This window comes from Larkinella humicola, from assembly GCF_008727875.1.
Taxonomy (GTDB): Bacteria; Bacteroidota; Bacteroidia; order Cytophagales; family Spirosomataceae; genus Larkinella; species Larkinella humicola.
The window spans coordinates 415,721-436,453 of the sequence record NZ_VTWS01000006.1 but is presented as its reverse complement, the minus strand read 5'-3'; the positions used below and the strand labels follow the sequence as shown (position 1 = coordinate 436,453).

The window sequence follows — 20,733 nt, the reverse complement described above, 5'->3', positions numbered from 1 at the left end:
CCACAACGATGCGGAAACGAATTGCACTGCTGGGCATTTACCACGAAACCAACACCTTTATTGAAATCCCCACCACGCTGGACGATTTCAAAAACGGTTACTGGCTGGCGGGTGAAGCCATTCGGACCGAATACGAGGGCGCGCACCACGAAATCAGTGGCGTCATCGATGTGATCGATGCTTCTCCCGATCTGGAACTCGTTCCGGTTTTGTATGCCTCCGCCACACCGGGCGGTTTGATCCAACGAGAAGCTTACGAGGCTATCCTGGCCGAAATGTGGTCCGCACTCGAGGCCGTTTTGCCGGTCGATGGTTGCGTGGTGGTTCCGCATGGGGCCGGGGTAGCGGAATCGTATCCCGATCTGGATGGGCATTGGCTGGGTTTGCTGCGGGAAAAACTGGGTCCTGAAATACCGATAACCGGCACGCTGGACCCACACGCCAACGTCAGCCCGGCGATGGTGGCGGCCACGGATGCGCTGGTCGCGTATGCCACCAATCCGCACATCGACCAGCGGGCGACGGGCCGGAAAGCCGCCCAGATTCTGGTGGAAACGTTGCGGGGCACGGTTCAGCCGGTGCAACACCTGGTACAATTGCCGATGGCGATCAGCATCGAGCAACAATACACCTCGCAGGACCCCTGCCGGAGTTTGCTGGCGCATTTGACGGAAACGGGGAGGCAAAACCGCCTGCTGTCGGCGAGTTTGCTGCTGGGTTTCCCGTATGCCGATGTGGCCGAAATGGGTTCGGCTTTTATTCTGATTGCCGACCAAAAACAGGAAGCCGACGCGCAGAAGCTGATCCAGAAAACCGGGCAGCAGCTTTCTGACTATATCCTCGACCGAAAAGAAGAATTTAACGGACTAAAAACCGGTATTCAGGCCGTACTGCCGTCGCTAACGACCTTGCCCAAACCGGTTTTGATGCTGGACATGGGCGACAACGTCGGTGGGGGTGCGCCCGGCAACAGCACGCATTTGCTGGAAGCGCTGGAAATGAAGGAAATCGGACCGGTTTTTATCTGCCTGTACGATCCGTCGGCGGTGAAGGAAGCGAGCCAACACGCCGTTGGTGAATCGTTTTCACTGGCGATGGGAGAAGCCGAAAAATCCTACACAACGGAGGTAAGGCTCAGGCAGTTTTCGGACGGAAAATTCACGGAATCGACACCCAAACACGGCGGTTTTGTGAATTACGACATGGGTGAAACCGTGCTGGTGGAAACCCAAAAAGGCAATACCGTTATGCTGACGACCCGCCGAACACCGCCCTACAGCCTGCGTCAGATGACGGCTTTCGGCCTGGAACCGGACGCGTTTGCCATCATCATCGCCAAAGGCGTGAACGCCCCGATTGCCGCCTATGCCCCGGTTTGCCCGGCCATTGTGCAGGTCGACACGCCGGGCGTGACCCAGGCCGATATGACGCTATTTGCGTATCAAAACCGGAGAAGGCCATTGTTCCCGTTTGAACAAACCCATCAACTCCACTAAACTTCATTATTCGTTACCGCGCGGGCGGCCCCGTCAATATTCAGTGTTCGATATTTATTCTTAAGTCGTTTTTTATCAAGTAGTTAAATGTCGAATATTAAATAATGACGGGGCCGCCCGCGCGGTAACGAATAATGAAGTACAAAAAGACATGAACTACACCGTCGAAAAGCTTCTTGATCTGCCTTTCTACACCGAAGGCCCGGCGGTGGATCGGGATGGAAACTGGTATGTTACGACGCTCACCGGCGGTGAAATCATTCGGCTGGATAAAGCGGGGGATTACACCGTCTGGGGAAAAACCGCTTGCCCCAACGGGCAGGTTGTTTTGCCCACTGGCGACCATTGGGTATGTGATCCTAAGCAGGCTGACATTAGCCAGTTTGATTCGGATGGAGCGCTTAAAGGTTCTGTTATTCAGAAGGTTTGTGCCAGGGTGGATGTGCAATCGCCCAATGATCTGGTGATCGACTCCCGGCAGAATCTCTACTTTACTGACTCGATCCGAACCGATGGAAAGGTGTTTTTCGTCGGAGCAGACGGAACCGAACGCGTGGTTGCCGACAGCATCGACTACGCCAACGGGCTGGTTTTGTCGGCCGATGAAACGAAGTTATACGTGGCCGAAAGTTACCAAAACCGGGTGTTGGTGATCGAACTGACCGAACCGGGGATTCCGAAAAGCCCGGCGACGGTTTTTGCGGATCTTCCGGCCCATCCCTCCGGGAATCCCATTGACAATTTACCCGATGGCCTGGCGCTTGATCAGCAGAGTCGGGTTTGGGTGGCACATTACGGGATGCAGGCGATTCAGGTGGTGTCGTCCCGGGGTGAGTGGCTTTTTTCACTGGATACCACCTTGCCACTGACCAGCAACCTGTGTTTTCTGGAAGATCAGCCGGAACGTCAGACGCTGCTCGTAACCGGCGGATTCGGCGAACCGGGGCCGGGCGGAGTGGTTTTGATCACGGTTTACTTTTAATTCTACGGATGATGAAATTATCCTTTTACCGCTTGGTTTTACTCATGACAATTGCATTAAAAACAGTAGCGCAGCCTGCGGTCGACTGGTCGGAATTGCCCCCGTTACCGGGTGGAAAAGGCTGGGCAGGAATGTACGCCGGTGTCAGCCACGGTGCGCTGGTTTGTCTGGGCGGGGCCAATTTCCCCGACAAATACCCCTGGGAAGGCGGAAAAAAGAAATGGTACGACGATATCTACGTTCTGGCCGATGGGAAAAATTGGCTGAAAGCGGATGAAAAACTGCCCGAACCGTCGGGCTATGGCGTAACGGTTTCGTACCAGAATACCCTCATTCTGATTGGCGGAAGCACGGAAAGCGGTCATCTGAACCGGGTAATCGGGTATGAATGGAATGGGAAGAAGCTGATTCAATCGAGTTACCCGGAACTGCCGGTTTTGCTGGCGAACATGGCCGGTACGCTGCTGGGTGATGTCATGGTGATTGCCGGAGGAATCAGCACGCCAACCGGAACACCCTTGAAAAAATGCTATGCGCTGGACTTGAAAAACCGCTTGCGGGGCTGGTTCGAAATCGATGCGTGGCCGGGCCCGGAACGGCAGTTTCCGGTTTGTACGGTTTATCAGAATCACTTCTATCTCTTTGGTGGGGAAACCGTCGGACTTAATGCCAAAGGTGAGAAATACCGGTCTATTCTGTTGGATGCGTTTCGATTACGGTTGGAGCAAAAGAACAATAAATGGGTTGGTTCCTGGGAAAAGCTGGCGCCGATGCCCCGGGGCATGTCGGCCGGCGGAACGGTTTTGCCCGTTCTGAACAACGACCGGTTTTTGTTCTGGGGCGGGGTCGATGCTGTAACGGCGGCTTATAAAACCCCGGCCACCCATCCCGGAATTATTCAAAGTTTGCTTTTTTATTTTCCCGAAACCGATAGCTGGGAATACATCGGTCAGCAAACCCGGTTCGAAGCCCGGGTAACCTTGCCTGTGGTGTTCTGGAACAACCGTTGGGTGTACGTCAGCGGAGAAATAAAACCGGGTATTCGGACGCCGTCGGTGGTGAGTGTGAACTAGTTGCCTGGTGTATAAAAAATAAGTCATTCATGACGTATCGCATTTTTCATAATTACCGGTTTTCGCAGTTGACGCTGGGAACCGTTCAGTTGGGGTTGAATTACGGCATCTCGAATTCGGAAGGCATGCCGGATCGGGCGGAGAGTTTTCAAATGCTTCAGCTTGCTGCACAAGCCGGGATCAATACGCTCGATACCGCCCGTCAGTACGGTCATTCGGAGCAGGTTCTCGGTGATTTTCTGCAAGTAACCGGTAAGGCGCATGACCTGAATCTGGTGTCAAAGTTCAAAATCAACCCCGCCAACCTCGGTCATCCGGAGCGGGCGTGGGAGGAGGTGCATCGGAGCGTAAAGGAGTCGCTGTCGGCTTTGAACGTCGATCGACTGCCGGTTTGCCTGCATCACAAAGGCGCGGAACCGATGTCGGAAGTGATCAAAATTCTGCCAACGATGGTCAACCGGCTGAAAGAAGAAGGGATGATTGACATCGGGGGCGTCTCGGCGTATGAGCCTGAGGATGTGGCGTATATTCTGGACGAAGACGCGCTGGAAGCGACGCAGATTCCGGTGAATCTGTTCGATCAACGGCTGTTGAAAACCGGCTTGCTGGATCAGTTGCGGAGCCAGTCAAAGCTGGTTTTTGCGCGCAGTGTGTTTTTGCAGGGGCTGTTTTTTATGAATCCGGCGCAGTTGAAAGGCAGTCTGACAAAAGCAGAACAGCACCTCGTTGCACTGCAAAAGCTGGCGCAGCGGGCGCAAATGACTGTGGCCCAACTCGCTTTTTCGTTTGTCCGGGATTTGCCTGCGGTTGATAGCATCGTTTTCGGAGCGGTCAATCAATCACAAATCCAGCAGAATATTGCGTTGCTGGCAGGCCCGGCGATTCCGCCTGATTTGCTGGCCGAAATCCAGGACTTGTTTCAGGCGGTGGAGGAAGAGATCGTGACACCCGCAGTGTGGTGTTTTTAAACTTCGATATTCAATATTCGTCATTCATTATTCGATATTAAAGTGTTGTTTGTCTATTAGTTATAGATTAAATATTGAATAACGAATAACGAATAAAAAATAACAAATAACGAATAAAGAAATTTATAAACGAATGTCGAATATCGAAGGAAAAAACAAATGAAAAATCGATTCAGTCTTGACGGCAAAATTGCCATCGTAACCGGTGGCGCGGGCTTCTTCGGAACACCCATTTCCTGGGCTCTGGCCGAAGCCGGTGCGGAGGTCATCATTGCGTCGCGGGATGGTGAAAAATGCCGGAAATTTGCCGCGACCATTCGGGAAAAAGGCTGGCGGGCCGAGGGCATGGCGTTGGATCTGGAAGATGAAAACTCGATTCGCGCGTTTGTGGATGAAGTAAAAAACCGCTTTGGCCGGATCGATGTGCTGGTCAACAATGCGGTTTCCCGCGAGGGCTTCCAAAATCTGGCCGACATCGACAGGGAAAGCTGGGAAAAAGCCCAGCGGATCAATTCGACCGGGCTGGTGCTGATCACCCAGGCCGTGCTTTTCGTGATGCTTCCGCAAAAATCCGGTAACATCATCAACATCAGCTCGATTCAAGGCGCGGTCGGTCCCCATTTTCCGGTGTATGGAACGACCGGCATGACCAGCCCGGTCAATTATACGTACGACAAATGGGGCATGGTGGGCTTCACCAAATGGCTGGCGAATTACTACGGGAAAGACAACATCCGGGCGAATTGCATCAGCCCCGGCGGCTACGGCCCCGGTGTGGAGCAGATGAGCGGGAAAGAGGAATTTGTCGAAAACTACAAACGCCTGACGCCCCTGGGCCGTTTTGCCAACGATGACGACATCAAAGGCCCGGTGGTTTTCATGGCCTCTGATGCGTCAGCGTTTGTTACGGGGCAGAATTTACTGGTCGATGGTGGTTGGACAAGCTGGTAAAAAGAACGTCATTGATTGGTGAGGTCTTTCTCCGTTACATACTGCATGAGTTCGGTGGCGGCCGTCAGGGCCGGACTCGCCAGGGCGTCACTGAATAGAACGTTGATGGGACCTTCGCCAAAGTAAAGTCCGTCAGACACCAGAAACGAAATCCGGACATTTCCTTCGACGGGATGGGGTCGCCGGGGGCCGTCCCAGGGACCAATTTTGGTGACGATGTTGATGCTGGCGTTGAACAGGTTGGATGTCAGGATGTTGGATCGGGAATCGGGGGCTTCCCAAATCACCATCCGTTCGGTCTGATTGATGTAGCGGGCGGTTCCGTCCTGATACGACGCCAGTACATCGAGTCCATTATCCAAACCGACTTCGACGACAACTGCCAGCAATTTTCTCTTTTCGATGGGGAGTCCATTTTCCCGTAACCGGTGACAGGCAAGGGCTTTGATCCGGGTTTCGACGTCCGGATCAGCCGCTACGTTCTGCAAATCGGAAGCGTCTGCGGTATCGGCCAGCAAAACCGTCCACGGATATTCGTACGGCGACTGAATGCGGTTTTTGTAATACGTCAGGGAGTCACAGAACAACAGTTCGTAAATGACGTTGGTGGATTCCTGAGAATACGGTTGTGGAGTCGTGTTAAAGGGGGGTGTAAGGGCCATGCGTCGTGTTCGTTAGCGTTTGCTCCCGCTGACCAGGTCGTTGGGATCGGTATTCAAAGATCGCAAGGCTGAAGGACTTCCAATACGCCAAATTGGTAACTGGCGGGATTGGGTACATAACGGGTGCTCTTTCAGGATTTGAATACCCGTGAGCCAGCGATTGATCGCGGCCTCAGCCCAGTTCGAAGGTGGTTACGCCAAAGATGCCGTTCACGGCAATTCGGGGGGCATTTCCGGTATACATCCGGGCGGTTTCAAAAACCGGCTGCATGCCGTACTGCCGGGCGAGGGCCACGGCTGCCGGGTTAGCCGCCGGAACATCCAAATAAAACCGGGTTTGGGGGGCAATGGACTGAACGAGTCCGGTCAGAAGCTGATCGGCAAAACCGGGCGTTTCGGCAAACAAGGGGCCGATTTTATACCCCTCACGGCTGGGCCGAATCACGCCATACCCCTGGATTTCCTTACCGACAACAACCGCCAACGCTGTGGCATTGGGCTGACGAAGCCATGCTGCCAGAAAATCCGCCCGGTCAGCCGGGAAATAACGCCGGTCGTAGGCCAACAGGGACTCAAAGGGAGGCTGGTCGGCCGGAACGACCGTGGCACCGGTTGCTGCGGTGAAGGGCAGGAGTGTGGTGCCTTCGAAACGGATGTTGTTGTAGGCCAACGCAAAACCGGATCGCCGGTAGTTTTCCTGTTGTTCCACCACACCATCCAGACCGATGGTGCGCCCTTCCAGGTGCTGCATGGCCGCTTTCCAGAGAGCCAAACCGTGACCCTGCCCCCGGTAGCCGGGCCGAACGATGTAGAAACCGATGAACCCAAAATCCGGTGGATAGCGCACCGCCGAGATGCAGGCAACGGGCTGGCCGTCGAGCCAGCCCGCCAGAAAACCGTCGTGGTCCGCTTCATAGAAACAGGCTGCGTCGCCCAAACCGGGATTCCAGCCTTCGGCAGCCGCCCATTCCACGGCAATGTCCTGTACTTCCGGCAGCGTCATCCGGCGGATTTGGAAGGTGTTCATGTCCGAAAAATCTTAATAATCGCCTTCGCCGACGTCTTTCGTTTTCTTTTTGGCCTGCCGCAGGCGGTAATTGAACGTCAGGTTGATTTGCCGAAGTCGCCCCTGCGAGTTGGTTTCGGTGTAGAAATTGGTGCCCTCGGTGATGGAGCGGAACCGGCGGGAATTAAACACGTCGATCACGTTCAGGGTCAGCGTGGCGTTGTTTTTCATGATGTCTTTGCTGACCGCAAAATCCAGCGTGGCAATCGCTTTCCGTTTTCCCTGCGGGGTCAGTTGGGGCGCTTCGTAGTTGGCGCGCAGTTGAACGTCGGTTTTTTCCCAAACCGTCAGCCGGTTGGTGGCCCGTACAAACCAGCTATAGGTGTCACTCTGAAAATTGGCGTCGAGGTTGTCGCCGTTGGTAACGGCGCGGAAGAAGTTAAAGCTGCCGTCCATTTTCCACCATTTAACCGGCGTAAACGAGCTGGTAAATTCGGCCCCGTAGGAATCTTCAGTTGCCAGGTTTTCGGGGCGCGTATTCGAAAAACCGTTTTCATCGACCCGGCGGATGCGTATGATTTTGCCGGTGGTATGCCGGTAGTACAGCGACGACCCGATCGAACCTTTCGCGAAGTATTTGATGTGGCCAATTTCGAAGGCATCCGTAAATTCCGGGTTCAGATCGGGGTTGCCGCTCCAGAAGTTCCGATTGTCACTAAAGGTCGAAAACGGGCTGAGGTCGTTGTAGTTTGGTCGGCGGACCCGGCGGCTGTAGCTCAGTTGCAAAGCATTCTGCTGCGGCATGTCGTAGGTCACGTGAACGCTCGGAAACAGGTTGGCGTAGCTGCGGGGGTTGACCTCATTGGTTTGTTTCAGCGTCGTGGTGACGTCCGTCCACTCGGCCCGCAACCCCGCCTGGTAGGAGAATTTGCGGGTTTTGTTGCCAATCATCCCGTACACCGCATTGATGTTTTCTTCGTACAGAAAGTCGTTGGTCAGGCCCGGAACCGGAATCCAGCCGCCGTCGGAAGTCTGTTCCCGCACCCAGTAATTGTTGGTCATGTCCCGCGAGCTGCTCCGCAAACCGGCCTCAAACTTGCCATCTTTCGCAAACGGCTGGATGTAGTCGATCTGCACCAGAAACTGCTTCTCGGTTTCGTCGTTGATCGACCGTTGCAGCGAACTCGGGATGCCGGAAGGACCACCGTCGGGCAGAACCGTCCGCTGGCCGAAATACTGATCCGATTTTTCCCAGTTATCGAGATACCGCAGGTCGGCGGTCAGTTCGTGTCCCTGGCGTTTGAACGACCGTTTGTAGGTCAGGGCGTATTCGGAATTGGGCTCGGTTTCGGTTTCGTCCTGCGTGCGGTAGGTGATGCTCTGCGGGTTGCTCAGGCTGGCAATGTAATCGCGGTACCGGATGTCGGTAAACCGCTTTCCCTTGCTGATCCGCCAGGTATAGGCTCCCGTCAGGACGTTCTTGTCGTTGAAAAAATAGTCGATCCCCGCCCGGGCGTTGTTGTTTTGGCCCTTGAGTTTACTGGTCGAGTTTTGCTCGGTCAGGAACGTCGAATCGTTGCGATACAGCTCCTGATACAGAGTGCTGCGGCCCGGGGTGTTGCGGTAGGCAGCGGTATAATTGACGAAAAAATTCAGGTTTTTGCGCCGGTAATTGACGTTGGCGGCCAGTCCATAATTGGTAGGGTGTCCGGCAATGACGTCGAAAGAGCCATTGAAACCCTCTTTCCGTTCTTTCTTCAGAATGATGTTGATCACACCGCCCATGCCTTCTGCTTCGTAGCGCGCTGACGGGTTGGTGATCACTTCGATGCGTTCGATGCTGCTGCCCTGCAACTGTTGCAAACCGCTACCACCCTTGATGCTGACCAGGCCCGACGGTTTTCCGTCGATCAGAATCCGGACGCTGTTGCTGCCCCGCAGGCTGACGTTGCCCTCGACATCCACGGCCACCGACGGCACATTGCTCAGAATATCGGCGGCTGTTCCGCCCGCGTTGGCGAGGTCTTTCCCCACGTTGAAAATCTTTTTATCCAGCGAAAATTCCATCGAACTTTTTTCACCCTGCACCACCACTTCATCCAGCGTGCTGGCCGAAGCCGCGAGTTTGAGCGTGCCGATGTCGAGCGGAGAAGTGTCGCGGGTCAGGCGGATGGCGGATTTTTTCAGGGATTTGTACCCAATAAACTCCACAACGGCGTAGTAGTTTCCGGCCACGGCATCGACCGAGAACTCGCCGGTTTCGGTGGTAATGGCACCCGCAACGAATGAACTGTCGGCGGGTTTGAACAACCGGACGCTGGCAAAAATAAGTGGCGCGTTGGTTTGGGCGTCCAGTGCTTTCCCCTTCACTTTCAGTTTGCCGTCCTGAGCATAGCCCAAAGAAGAAGAAACCACATAGAGAAGAGCCAGTTGAATGGTGTAAAAAATGTATTTTTTGAAGTTTAAGGAAAGCATACCCGGCCGGGGGGAAAGGGTGGTAAAGGTTCGGTTCATTCGCGTTTTTCGTATAGACAACAAAGCCTGATTGGGGCTATTTTTACTTTAACTACCGACAGAGGATCTATCCGACTCCCGATGGTTCGGGTCGGTGACTTGTAAAACTCGCAGATGAGGAAGAGATGGCCTTAACTACTCGAAATGGATGTAATTTGCGTTCTAAACGGAACGGCCCAATAATTCGCAACGACCGATCTTTGCAAAAGTAGGACTTTTCTGGCAAATAGATTGAAAAATGACGGAGAATTATCAAGTTGTTACTATGAAAGGGATTGTTGTTTTCGGACTCATTTTTGTGAGTTTATTTACCATTGCCTGTGACCAAAAACAGAAATATGGCGACCCGGTTACGGCTCCTGATTCCCTTCTGAAAAACATCACGAGTTTTCTGGCCTACCGGGAAAAAAATGTAAGGCTGTCGGAAGACTATCAGGCCCTGGACACGGTTTCCAATCCGATGACGCAGGAAAGTTTCCTGAAAACCGTTGCCACCGGACGGTACTTTCCCTTGCGGCTGAAATCGGACGATTCGGTCGCCGTGTATCAACTGGCTAAAGTAGATGACGCTGCTAGTCAGGATATTAAAACGACGGTGAAATACTGGGGACTGGAAGAACTGGAGCATTTTCAAAGGGAAGGGACGGCGCTGCCTGCCTATCGTTTTACGGACATGGAAGGAAATACCTACACCAATGAGACGACGAAAGGGAAAATTGTGGTGTTGAAATGCTGGTTTATTGCCTGTTTGCCGTGTGTACAGGAAATGCCGGCCTTGAACCAACTGAAAAAACACTACGAAAACCGCTCGGACGTGCTGTTTCTCAGCCTTTGTCTGGATCCCCGGCAAAAGGTAGCCGCGTTTTTAAAGAAAAAACAATTCGATTATGCCGTGATTCCGGATCAGGAAAGTTATCTGACCGACCAATTGCAAATCAACGCGTATCCCACTCATTTCGTGATCAATAAGCAGGGACTGATCACCAAAAAAGTAACTGATTACCAGGCGCTGGTGTATGCATTGACGAAAGAAACGGCGCGCTAACGAAGGGATGGTTTTCTGCAATATGTGTTCAGCTACCGTATCGATGGCCGGGCGTAAACTGAAAACCGTATACCGAAAACCGCTCTGCTTACACCCGCAGGTGATCGGGCATCCAGTGGACAACCGACTTTTTGATTTCGTCCGGGCTAAGGTTTTCAGCGATAGCGCGTTGGGTCAAATCCGGCAGTTCGTCGTCCGATGCAAACCGCAGGGCCAGAAGCTGGCCGAACGAAAGTTGGTTTTCGATGGTTTCCAATCGCCGGTTGGTCAGTAGATAATACCGAAACCGCATCTCCAGCCGAACAATTCGGTTCTGATTACCAAGGGCATAGTGTTGCCGCAGCATGAAAGCCACCCAGGTGATCAGGACAATCAGCAGGGAAATGAACAACCAGATCAAGGTCGGTTCGTCGGCTTTGAACGTATAGTAAAGGCTGATTCCCAGCAGAATAAGAACGACCGGGTAAAATACAAAGTGGTGCGGAGGGTAATACCGAACGTGGTTTTCGTAATTTTGTGTTTTCATAGAGGTTGCGCATAAGCGTTTCTACTAAAGAGTAAAAGAGCCTAAATGGTTTTGTATACAGAAAAGGATATGACTTTTGAAGAATTAAATCTGACTAAACCGCTTTTAAATGCCTTGACGGAACTGGGCTACAGCACGCCTACGCCCATTCAGCAAAAGGTATTTTCGGTGGTGATGTCGGGAAAAGATGTGTGTGGCATTGCTCAAACCGGAACCGGCAAGACGTTCGCTTACCTGCTGCCGTGTCTGCGGCAATTCCAGTTTTCGAAAGACCGGCTTCCACAACTCCTCATCATTGTTCCGACGCGGGAACTGGTGGTGCAGGTTGTCGAAGCGGTAAAGCAGTTGACCCCCTATATGAGTCTGGCCGTGGTGGGCATCTATGGCGGGGTGAATATCAAACCGCAGATTGCCGAAGTGGAGCAGGGAATGGATGTGCTGGTGGCTACACCGGGTCGGCTGATCGACTTGTCTATCAAAGGGTTACTGAAAACAAAAACCATCAAGCGGCTGGTGATCGATGAGGTGGACGAAATGCTGAACCTGGGGTTTCGGACGCAGTTGACCACCATTCTGGATTTGTTACCGGTCCGGCGGCAGAATCTGCTGTTTTCGGCCACCATGACCGAAGAGGTGGAGGGCTTGATCGAAACGTATTTCAACAACCCGGTTCGGGTCGAAGCGGCTCCGGTGGGAACGCCCCTGGAAAACATCAGCCAGACGGCGTATGCGGTTCCCAATTTTTATACCAAGATCAATCTGCTGGAGTTGCTGCTTCGCCAGAATACCGACATGACCAAAGTGCTGGTTTTTGTGGCGACCAAAAATCTGGCTAACCAGCTTTACGAACAACTGGAAGCGAAGTTTCCCGAGCAAATCGGCGTTATTCACTCCAACAAGGAACAAAACCACCGCTTCAATTCGGTCCGGCAGTTTCAGGAGGGGAATTACCGCATTCTGATTGCGACCGACATCATTGCCCGCGGGTTGGATGTGGCCGAGGTGTCGCACGTCGTCAATTTCGACATCCCGGAAGTGCCCGAAATGTACATTCACCGGATTGGCCGGACGGGCCGCGCCGACCGGAATGGGATCGCCATTGCGTTCATTACCGAAAAGGAAAAAGAGCAGCAGGCCACCATCGAGCAGTTGATGAATTACGCCATTCCGATCTTGCCGCTCCCCGAGGATCTTATCATTTCGGATGTGCTGACCGAAGATGAAAAACCGAAGGTGAACATGAAAAACCCGGGCGTTAAAATTCACCTGAGCGATACCTTTGGCGGGGCATTTCACGAGAAAATCGAGAAAAACAAGAAGGTCAATGTGCGCCGGAACCACGCGGAGGAGATGATGAAGAAGTACGGGAAACCGATCAAGAAAACGCGGAAAAATAACTGACGGGAAAGCTACAATTGCACCGGGCAACTTACCTTTGATAGTATCATTTGATACTATCATGAAGCTTTTCTAGGTATGAAGTGGCTGATTGACAGTATTTTGTGGGTCAAAGATAACTGATCATTTCCGTCCAATGCTGACCAAATACTCCTGGGCGGTCATAATCGGAAGTTCTGACTCTTTAAAATCCTTCGGGTTGCGGGTTAGTATACTGTTGCACTTGCCTTTTAATGCACAGAAGTATTGCAGGGAATCTTCAAAATCAGAAAAATTTGAATTTAATCCCTTTTCAATAATCAAGTCATCGACGCTAATGATCTCGGCTATAATCCGAAATTTTCGAAGCATATCCTTCGCTCTTTCTTTGCCTTCATATTTGGACAGAAAATAATTCACCGTAGCAAACGAAAGGGCCGAAACCGCTAGTTGGATTTCTTCTTTCTCCGCCAGACTGGCTAATTTGGCTATGGGTTCGTAGTACGGAATGCGATGCCCGAGTAAATCCAGCATGATGTTAGTATCCAGAAAAAGCCGCACGTTCATCGATATTTCTCCATCAGATGCTTGTTGTATTCATCCTTTGTATCCAAATCTGACGGGATCATTGTCCGTGAAGTCATGCTTTTAACGAACGGAGAAATTTTGATTTCCTCGTTTTCTGAATCGTTCTGACTGACCAGCGATTTTAAATACCCTTCTACCAACCCTGAGAGGCTTCTGTTTTGCGAAGCTGCGTAGATTTTAGCTTGCTGAATCACGTCTTCATCGAGCTTCAGCGTTAATTTCGTGTCCATACGGAAAGATGAAATTGTACGTGTAAATATAGTAATTTTATACGTACAAAACCACCGCCCCGGTATTTAGTGGTATATTTGAAGCCGGAAGCCGTTTCTATCCTTCCACCTTTTAGCAGATTATGTCTTTTTCATCGCTTGGATTATCCGAACCACTCCTGAAAGCCGTCGCGGAGCAGCAATATACCGAACCCTTTCCCATTCAGCAGGAAGCGATTCCGACCATTCTGAAAGGGCACGATGTGCTGGGAATTGCCAAAACCGGCTCGGGCAAAACCGCTGGTTTTGTGCTGCCGATTCTCGAACTATTTCAGCGCCGGAAGACCACCAACGATCGCAATGTAAAAGTACTGGTGCTGGTGCCCACCCGCGAACTGGCCGTTCAAGTGGCCGAAGTGTTTCAAACCTTAAGTGCCAATTTGCCCCGAAAAGTGAAAACCCTGGCGGTTTATGGTGGGGTGTCGATCAATCCCCAGATGATGGCCTTGCTGGGTGCCGAAATTGTGGTGGCAACGCCGGGCCGCCTGCTGGACCTGGTGTCGTCCAATGCCTTACACCTCTGGGAAGTGGCGATTCTGGTGCTCGACGAAGCCGATAAAATGCTGGATCTGGGCTTTGCCGGCGAGATGAATGAGATTTTTGAGATGTTGCCTAAAAACCGTCAGAACATTCTGTTTTCGGCCACGCTGGGGGATGCGATTCAGGGAATCCGGGAAAATCTGCTGCGCAATCCGATTAAAATTGAAATTGCCGAAGAACCGCAGAATCTGGATCTGATCAAGCAGGTTGCCTACCGGATCGACCCGGAACGGAAAGGGCCGTTGCTGCGGTATTTGATCAAGGAACGGAAGATGACGCAGGTGCTGGTGTTTGTTTCATCGACCCGGACGGCCGACAATCTGGTGGTGAAGCTGCGGAAAAACGGCGTTCAGGCTGAAGCCATTCACGGCGACAAAAGCCAGGGCGCACGGACCGAAACGCTGAGTAAATTCAAATCCGGGAAGTTGCCGGTGATGGTGGCTACCGATCTGATTTCCAGAGGGATCGATATTCAATTGTTGCCGTTTGTGATCAACTACGAACTGCCGCGTTCCCCCAAAGATTACATTCACCGGATTGGCAGAACGGGTCGCGCCGAGGCCGAAGGGGAAGCCATTTCCCTGATCTGCCCCGACGACGAACACCATTTTAAAATCATCCAGAAAAAAATGGGCAAGCGCGTTGAAATGGTCGATACCGAGGACCTTAGTTTGAAGGGGTATTGATTCAACGCGAGACTAAAGAGCAGAGAAGTGAGAGCAAAGAAAAAACGCATGGTTGTTCAGTAGTTAAGTCTTTACTCTCTCGTCTCCTTTCTTTCATCGCTCACTCAAAAACCAGGTTCATCAGCACTTGGGCCATAGCTGCCTGGAATCGGAATATTCAGCAGACGCAGGTATACACCCAGTTGCGCCCGGTGGTGCACAATCTGGCTGAACGAAATGCGGATCATTTCGCCTTTCGAGGTGTCGCTGTAGATTTGTTCGCCTTCGCGCAGCACCCACCGGCCTTCCAGTTGGTCGTCAGTAGCCTGTTCCAGATGCGCTTTTCCGTCGGCCAGCATCCGTTCAAAATAGTCCAGCAACTGGGCCGTATCATTAATTGGGACGGGTTGATACGGAGTCGTGGCAAAATCGAGTTCATCGGTTGTCAACGCCAGCGTCACCCACGAAGGCAGTTCGGCAATGTGAGTGGCCAGCGCCCGGACAGTCATGCTTTTTTCGTGCGGTCGCCAGTCGTATTGGTCATTGGGAACGCGGCCGAGCATGTTCCGGGTGGTTTTGGCTTCCTGATCCATTTCCTTCAAAAGCATTTCGATCTGTGACATAGTCGTTGGGGTTTGTTTACGATACAAAGTAAACGCGACCCGGTGACAGCCCTATGTCAGTAGCCTTTGGCGGAAAGCCATTAAATTTACCGGTCCAGCACCAGCCCGTCGAAGTCGCCGAGTTTAGCCACTTTCAGCTCCACAAAACCGTCTTTCCACGTAAATGGAACCGGTTTTTCGGTCACCATCGAGAAGACTTTCGAGGGCTTAAAGTCCGCCTTGATTCTGAAGCTTAGCTCGTAAACCGGCAGCGGTTTGAAATACGTGTTTCCGCTAAAACCGGTCAGGTTGACCAGATGCAGAATCAGGCCGTCGGTGGTTTTCTTCGTGACGTTGGCCGGAACGTTTTTCGTGTATTCCTGCAAAATAACCTCGATGCGTTCGGGCGCGTTGGTCTGAACCAGTTGGTTCGCTTCCGGCAACAGGTAGTCGATGGCGTCGAGCAGAATGTTTTTGTGTTGTTCGTAACCGTGCATGTAATAGAGCCGCCCCAGATTAATTGGTAGAATAATCGCCAGACTTTTAGCGTGTTTTTTAACACCCATCGCGTAATACCCGGTGGGATCATGGCCGCCGATGATCTCCGGCGGGCCGGGGCGACCCCTCGCCAGAATGGGCAGAAAAAGCGCATCGGCGGCTTTCAGATCGTAGAGTCCCAGATTGAATTTCCAGAAAAGCATCGACTGTTTCTGAAAACGCTTGAAGACGGTTTTGTTTTCGGGATTAAGGTAAAAACCGGCCCCGTCGTGGTCTTTCTGGATGATCTTGGCCCCGAACAAGTCCTGCAAAGTTTCCGGACTGTCGAACAGCGTCCGGTTGGTGGCAATGAGGTGGGTACCCTGCTGGCTCGCTTCTTTCAAAACCCGGATGGCTTCGGCACTCAGGTAGGTGATTTCCGGCAGAATCAGGAGTTTGTATTTTTTGACTTTCTCGGCCAGGTTGCCGAGCTGCCCGTCTTCGATGATGTCGAACGGCAGGTGCGCTTCTTTCAGCATCAGCACGATGCCCCGGTATTCCTGCATGGGTTCGCCACTCGGCCAGGCGCCGGGGGCTACGACGGCGATTTTAGCGACGGATTGGTAGTTTCCGAAATACGGTTCGTGCTTCTTGTGGTGGGCGTAAATGGTTTTGACGATGTCGAAGTTGCGTTCGTCTTCGTAACCCCGCATGTCGCCCATCAGGCTGATATCCAGGCCCGAACCGTTGGCGATGTTTTCGTACAACCGAATTCCGACTTCCTCCGGTTCCACGGCATTGTAGCGCGACTGAAACGAAATCTGCTGAATGCTGGCGTTGCTAATGATGTGGTTGGGAAAGGAGTTGACGGCATTGCTCACATTGTCGGAAGCCGTGTAAGGCCAGTAGGGAAGGCTGGTGTTCGACTGGGATTCGTGCCGGATGATGTCGACATATTTGTCCATGTACGTGCAGATCGCAATCTGGTTATTTTTGGACTTTACCAGTTCGTGCAATCGTTTCGACCAGTCTTCGACCGTGGCTTTTTTAAAGGCCAGGTACTTTTGAAAAACCGGGTCGGCTTTGTTCTCGACGGTGGGCAAGGTCATTCCCGAACTAAAAGCTGCGAAGGCTTTTTTGTCTGCTTCGTTCTGGTCGATGCCGTGGTATTTGCCCTCATACGGGTTGTTGACCTGATAGCCCGGCATGTTCAGGAAAATTCCGTCGATGGGAAACTGGTCGATCACCTCGGCGATGATTTTGAACGCCCGGTCCTGTACATACGGCGCGTTGATCGACACCACGTACATATCCGTGTTGATGATCCGTTCGCCTTTTGGGGAAATATAACACCAGTCGGGGTGGGCCTTGAAGATGCTTTCGTGAACCCGGCTGAAGTCGAACCGCACCACCACCCGAATGCCGTTTTCGTGGCACTTTTTGATGACCTCGGCCAGCGTATTCGGTTTCATGTAGGGGTTGGTATACTGAAAATCGAGCTGGGTGGGGTAGAAGGCCATAATGCCGCCCGCGTTGATCAGCAGCGTGTTGGCCGAACACGCCAGCAGGTCTTTCAGCAGCGAATCCGGGTGGAGGGTTGCGGCTTCGTAGGCGGGTAAATTCGTCTGGATCACGCGCAGGTTGTTGGCTTTCCACCACGGCAGGTTGTCCGGCCATTTTACGGATGGGGCTGGCTGGGCGGTTTTTTGGGCAATTCCGGCAGTAAACGAAAACAGAAAGCAAGCCAAACAAAGGAAAAGCGGGTTTTTCACGGGAATGGACTGGGCTGATGGAAAGCTGGAAATAATAAAAGTAGTCAGAAAGTGGGCGCAAATCAATATGCGGGGGCGTTGAGTACGGACAAGGCCGCCGAGCGTTGGCATGATCGCCCAGCACTGGCGTGGCTGATGAGCACTGGCATGATCGCCCAGCACCTGCACGACCGAGGGCACTGGCACGACCGAGGGCTCCGACACGACCGAGGGCACTGGCACGACCGAGGGCTCCGACACGACCGAGGGCTCCGACGCGACCGAGGACACTGGCACGACCGAGGGTTGCACCCCCGGTTATCCATACTTAAAACCTTCGGCGTTAATCGGCAAGCTCCCGATCACTTACAACCCTCCGAGGGTTGAGAATTGATAACCGGGGGTGCAACCCTCGGTCGCGTCGGAGCCCTCGGTCGCGTCGGAGCCCTCGGTCGCGTCGGAGCCCTCGGTCGTGTCGGAGCCCTCGGTCTCGTCGGAGCCCTCGGTCGCGTCGGTGCCCTCGGTCGCGTCGGTGCCCTCGGTCTCGTCGGAGCCCTCGGTCTCGTCGGAGCCCTCGGTCTCGTCGGAGCCCTCGGTCGCGTCGGAGCCCTCGGTCTCGTCGGAGCCCTCGGTCTCGTCGGAGCCCTCGGTCGAGCCAGTGCCCTCGGTCATGCTAGTGCTGCACGTCTGCGCCCGAAGTCGACCTACGGATAGGCCGTCGCTCCTGCGATAGCCGACACTATAACTACCTACGTCCTCTGAATGGGATGTGACTCCAGGGGCTGGATACCGTCTCACTGTAAAAAACATAAACCACCTTGACCAGCATTCTCATGAGCTACCGTCAAATCCTGTATCAAATCGTTTTTGGAACCAAATACCGCAAACCAACCATCAACGAAATCCATTGCACTGAATTATACCGGTATGTTTGGGGCATTGTCAAAAGCAAAAACTGTCAATTGTTCCGCATCAACGGAGTTGAAGACCACATCCACATTCTTAGCGATTTGCACCCCACCGTTGCGCTGGCTGATCTGGTGAAAGACATCAAAGCGGGCAGTTCGCGCTGGATGAAAGAGAGTGGGCTTTTTCCTGAGTTTGAAGGGTGGGCCGACGGGTACGGAGCCTTCACGTATTCGATTCGGGAGCGGGACAAAATTATCCGCTACATCAAAAAGCAGAAAGAACACCACAAAAAAGTGCCTTTTATGGAGGAATACAGATCCTTACTGGAAGAAAATGGCCTGCGATACGAGGAAAAGTGATGGCTTCTACAAAACCAGAACGTACCTTACCGGTATGAAACTGACCTGGACTTTCTACTCCAAAACGAACCAGCCCATTACGCTGACCGTGATTTACGTGCTGGAACTGGACAAACACCAACTCGAATATGGCGGTTTTCTGGACACCGATGCCAACCGGGCTTATGTCGACTGGGCCACGTTCAAACGCTTCGATGATGCCTCGATCAAGGTGCGGAAAGATGCGTTTGCCCGGTTAAAACGCGTGACGAAAAAGGAGGATGGAATGCTCGGTGATGCCCGGGTGAGGTTTACACCGGAGGGGCGGGAGGCTACGGAATGACGAAATGATGAGCAGAGAATAACCATGCTGCGTTTGAACACTACAGGAATGATGTCCGCATCATTCCTGTAGTGTCAATCAGAACGTAAGCGTGTCTTATAATTTATCCGGCTGATAAATCTTAACCGTTCCGTCGCCTTCGCTGCTCACAACCAGCATACTGCGGCCGTTGGGGCTGTTTTCGGCCGGAACAAACAACACGCCTTCCGGGGCATCACCGGTTTTGAAAAGCTGGAGAAATTGGGGAGCCGCCGGGTTGGTAACGTCATAGATGGCAATCGCATCCGCCCGTTCCATTCCGACAAACGCGATGGGTTTGCCGTTGATCATTCCGACGGTGACGCCTTCCGGTTCTACACCCTTGTCGTCCGAACGCCCATCATCATAGAGGTTGAGGTTGGCGGCAATAACCTGTTCTTCCAGACTTTTGCCCGAGTCATACACCCGCGCTCCGGTAGATGCATTGTAAATGCTGAAGCCGCGGCCACCAAAGCCGTAAAGCCCGGTGTAGACGCCACCACTGTTTCCGGCCGTTTTGGTCACCCGTAGACGGCCCAGGTTGGCGGGCAGTTTCAAGTTCGCTGCGGTTGGAAAAGCCGTGGCGTCCAGGGTGAGGCTGCTGACCCGTACCTGTTCATCAAACGCCGAATATTCCCGGGCGTCGCCTTCGTTGGCCGTAATCAGATACCCATTGCCACTGGCTGAAAAGTAGGAAATCGCGTCGGGCAGGAAAAAGGATTGAACGGGCCAGGTCCCCAGACTAATTTTACTGTCCTGATCGCTGGGGTCCATGGCGTTGTTGGCCAGGTTAATATCCTTGGTTCCCAGCGGTTTAATGCTCAGAATGGTTCCCGTCACCAGATCAACCTCGGCAATGCCATTGTTTTCCTGGAGCGTTACCCACGCTTTTTGGGAATCCGACGAAATCGCTACGTATTCCGGCTCCACATCCTGCGCAAAGGTCGCACCGGGGCCGTAGATTCGGAAACCGCCCGCCGATAACTGCGGCAACGAACCCGCAAACGATTCGAAGGTGAGGGTTTTGACGCTGTAGTTATCGGCGACATTGATGATCGAAATGGAACCCACCGGATCAGTGGTGTAGTCGGCACTGGGTTCGCCCTCGTTGGCCGTAACGATGTAGGCACCATTGGGGCTAAAGGTGACCATATCGGGCAGTGCGCCCACGGTAACCTGTTTGATGGAAGACAAATCCGTCGTGTTCAGAACGATCACGCTCCCATTCGCCTGTTTGTTGGTGGCTTCGAGGGCGATGGCAAGTTTTCCGCCGTATACCGCCACGCTGTTGGCTACACCGCCCAGGGCCGTCAGATCGATGGGTTGTAATTTGGTAACGGTCGGATAGGCCGTCAGATCCAGGACATCGACTTTGGGGGTCGATTCATTGTTGACCACAAACAGGCGTTTGCTGATCGGGTCGTAGGTCGCAATTTCGGCGGAGGCTTCCCCGCCTAAATCCGTTGAGGAAATTTCCTTGAAGGTGGCCGGGTTTTCCTGCGACGCCCCGGGAGGCTGGTGATCGTTGATACAGGCGTTGGTCAATACCGCCAAAAGGGCCAGCCCGATCCGCCATTTTTTCTGAATCATGCTCGTGTTTATGAGGGGTGAAAGAAACAAAAATAGGAGCCGA

Annotated in this window: 20 protein-coding genes; 10 read left to right on the top strand and 10 right to left on the bottom strand. The window is 52.9% G+C overall.

What is annotated here, in order from left to right:
- The first annotated feature begins 8 nt into the window (after nucleotides 1-8).
- From F0P93_RS23365 to F0P93_RS23345, 5 genes are all read left to right on the top strand, one after another.
- Nucleotides 9-1,496, top strand: coding sequence for a M81 family metallopeptidase (locus F0P93_RS23365; RefSeq protein WP_150880148.1), 1,488 nt, complete (start codon nucleotides 9-11; stop codon nucleotides 1,494-1,496).
- A 151-nt stretch (nucleotides 1,497-1,647) separates the two neighbouring features.
- Nucleotides 1,648-2,478 carry an SMP-30/gluconolactonase/LRE family protein gene (locus F0P93_RS23360; protein WP_150880147.1) on the top strand — a complete coding sequence of 277 codons (831 nt, stop codon included), beginning with the start codon at nucleotides 1,648-1,650 and terminating at the stop codon, nucleotides 2,476-2,478.
- A 44-nt stretch (nucleotides 2,479-2,522) separates the two neighbouring features.
- Nucleotides 2,523-3,551, top strand: a complete 1,029-nt coding sequence (locus tag F0P93_RS23355; protein ID WP_150880146.1) for a hypothetical protein — start codon at nucleotides 2,523-2,525, stop codon at nucleotides 3,549-3,551.
- 29 nt (nucleotides 3,552-3,580) lie between these two features.
- The gene (locus tag F0P93_RS23350) at nucleotides 3,581-4,519 is read left to right on the top strand and encodes an aldo/keto reductase (RefSeq protein ID WP_150880145.1); all 939 of its coding nucleotides are present in this window, start codon (nucleotides 3,581-3,583) and stop codon (nucleotides 4,517-4,519) included.
- Nucleotides 4,520-4,678: 159 nt separating this feature from the next.
- On the top strand, nucleotides 4,679-5,470 hold the full coding sequence (locus F0P93_RS23345; protein WP_150880144.1) for an SDR family NAD(P)-dependent oxidoreductase: 792 nt from the start codon (nucleotides 4,679-4,681) through the stop codon (nucleotides 5,468-5,470).
- 8 nt (nucleotides 5,471-5,478) lie between these two features.
- Here F0P93_RS23345 and F0P93_RS23340 read toward each other — a convergent pair whose 3' ends face one another.
- From F0P93_RS23340 to F0P93_RS23330, 3 genes are all read right to left on the bottom strand, one after another.
- Nucleotides 5,479-6,132 carry a hypothetical protein gene (locus tag F0P93_RS23340; protein ID WP_150880143.1) on the bottom strand — a complete coding sequence of 218 codons (654 nt, stop codon included), beginning with the start codon at nucleotides 6,130-6,132 and terminating at the stop codon, nucleotides 5,479-5,481.
- Nucleotides 6,133-6,304: 172 nt separating this feature from the next.
- On the bottom strand, nucleotides 6,305-7,159 hold the full coding sequence (locus F0P93_RS23335) for a GNAT family N-acetyltransferase (RefSeq protein WP_150880142.1): 855 nt from the start codon (nucleotides 7,157-7,159) through the stop codon (nucleotides 6,305-6,307).
- Between the two features lie 12 nt (nucleotides 7,160-7,171).
- Nucleotides 7,172-9,652 carry a TonB-dependent receptor gene (locus F0P93_RS23330; protein WP_225309609.1) on the bottom strand — a complete coding sequence of 827 codons (2,481 nt, stop codon included), beginning with the start codon at nucleotides 9,650-9,652 and terminating at the stop codon, nucleotides 7,172-7,174.
- Nucleotides 9,653-9,917: 265 nt separating this feature from the next.
- On the opposite strand from F0P93_RS23330, the gene F0P93_RS23325 reads away from it, so the two are divergent.
- Nucleotides 9,918-10,697, top strand: coding sequence for a TlpA family protein disulfide reductase (locus tag F0P93_RS23325; protein ID WP_191908897.1), 780 nt, complete (start codon nucleotides 9,918-9,920; stop codon nucleotides 10,695-10,697).
- An 88-nt stretch (nucleotides 10,698-10,785) separates the two neighbouring features.
- On the opposite strand, the gene F0P93_RS23320 is transcribed toward F0P93_RS23325, so the two are convergent.
- Nucleotides 10,786-11,223, bottom strand: coding sequence for a DUF6526 family protein (locus F0P93_RS23320; RefSeq protein WP_150880140.1), 438 nt, complete (start codon nucleotides 11,221-11,223; stop codon nucleotides 10,786-10,788).
- A 69-nt stretch (nucleotides 11,224-11,292) separates the two neighbouring features.
- Here F0P93_RS23320 and F0P93_RS23315 point away from each other — a divergent pair, with 69 nt between their 5' ends.
- Nucleotides 11,293-12,624 carry a DEAD/DEAH box helicase gene (locus F0P93_RS23315; protein WP_150880139.1) on the top strand — a complete coding sequence of 444 codons (1,332 nt, stop codon included), beginning with the start codon at nucleotides 11,293-11,295 and terminating at the stop codon, nucleotides 12,622-12,624.
- A 120-nt stretch (nucleotides 12,625-12,744) separates the two neighbouring features.
- On the opposite strand, the gene F0P93_RS23310 is transcribed toward F0P93_RS23315, so the two are convergent.
- Both F0P93_RS23310 and F0P93_RS23305 read right to left on the bottom strand, forming a co-directional pair.
- On the bottom strand, nucleotides 12,745-13,167 hold the full coding sequence (locus F0P93_RS23310) for a type II toxin-antitoxin system VapC family toxin (RefSeq protein ID WP_150880138.1): 423 nt from the start codon (nucleotides 13,165-13,167) through the stop codon (nucleotides 12,745-12,747).
- Nucleotides 13,164-13,418, bottom strand: a complete 255-nt coding sequence (locus F0P93_RS23305; RefSeq protein ID WP_150880137.1) for a DUF6364 family protein — start codon at nucleotides 13,416-13,418, stop codon at nucleotides 13,164-13,166. Before F0P93_RS23305 ends, F0P93_RS23310 begins: the two co-directional genes overlap by 4 nt.
- Before the next feature lie 122 nt (nucleotides 13,419-13,540).
- Between F0P93_RS23305 and F0P93_RS23300 the strand changes: the two genes are divergently transcribed.
- Nucleotides 13,541-14,683 (top strand): DEAD/DEAH box helicase, encoded by a 1,143-nt coding sequence (locus F0P93_RS23300; RefSeq protein ID WP_150880136.1) that lies wholly within the window; start codon nucleotides 13,541-13,543, stop codon nucleotides 14,681-14,683.
- Between the two features lie 104 nt (nucleotides 14,684-14,787).
- On the opposite strand, the gene F0P93_RS23295 is transcribed toward F0P93_RS23300, so the two are convergent.
- From F0P93_RS23295 to F0P93_RS31755, 3 genes are all read right to left on the bottom strand, one after another.
- Complete coding sequence (locus F0P93_RS23295; RefSeq protein ID WP_150880135.1) at nucleotides 14,788-15,285, bottom strand: DinB family protein; 498 nt, start codon at nucleotides 15,283-15,285, stop codon at nucleotides 14,788-14,790.
- A gap of 86 nt (nucleotides 15,286-15,371) precedes the next feature.
- A complete protein-coding gene (locus F0P93_RS23290) occupies nucleotides 15,372-17,789 on the bottom strand; it encodes an alpha-amylase family protein (protein WP_225309608.1) in 2,418 nt (805 codons plus the stop codon).
- 69 nt (nucleotides 17,790-17,858) lie between these two features.
- Nucleotides 17,859-18,164: a hypothetical protein gene (locus tag F0P93_RS31755; RefSeq protein WP_225309607.1), complete on the bottom strand. Its 306-nt coding sequence runs from the start codon at nucleotides 18,162-18,164 to the stop codon at nucleotides 17,859-17,861.
- A gap of 161 nt (nucleotides 18,165-18,325) precedes the next feature.
- Here F0P93_RS31755 and tnpA point away from each other — a divergent pair, with 161 nt between their 5' ends.
- Nucleotides 18,326-18,760 (top strand): IS200/IS605 family transposase, encoded by a 435-nt coding sequence (gene tnpA / locus F0P93_RS23280; protein ID WP_150880133.1) that lies wholly within the window; start codon nucleotides 18,326-18,328, stop codon nucleotides 18,758-18,760.
- Nucleotides 18,761-18,794: 34 nt separating this feature from the next.
- Nucleotides 18,795-19,082: a hypothetical protein gene (locus tag F0P93_RS23275; RefSeq protein ID WP_150880132.1), complete on the top strand. Its 288-nt coding sequence runs from the start codon at nucleotides 18,795-18,797 to the stop codon at nucleotides 19,080-19,082.
- A gap of 96 nt (nucleotides 19,083-19,178) precedes the next feature.
- On the opposite strand, the gene F0P93_RS23270 is transcribed toward F0P93_RS23275, so the two are convergent.
- Nucleotides 19,179-20,690 carry a choice-of-anchor I family protein gene (locus tag F0P93_RS23270; protein ID WP_150880131.1) on the bottom strand — a complete coding sequence of 504 codons (1,512 nt, stop codon included), beginning with the start codon at nucleotides 20,688-20,690 and terminating at the stop codon, nucleotides 19,179-19,181.
- Nucleotides 20,691-20,733 lie beyond the last annotated feature (43 nt).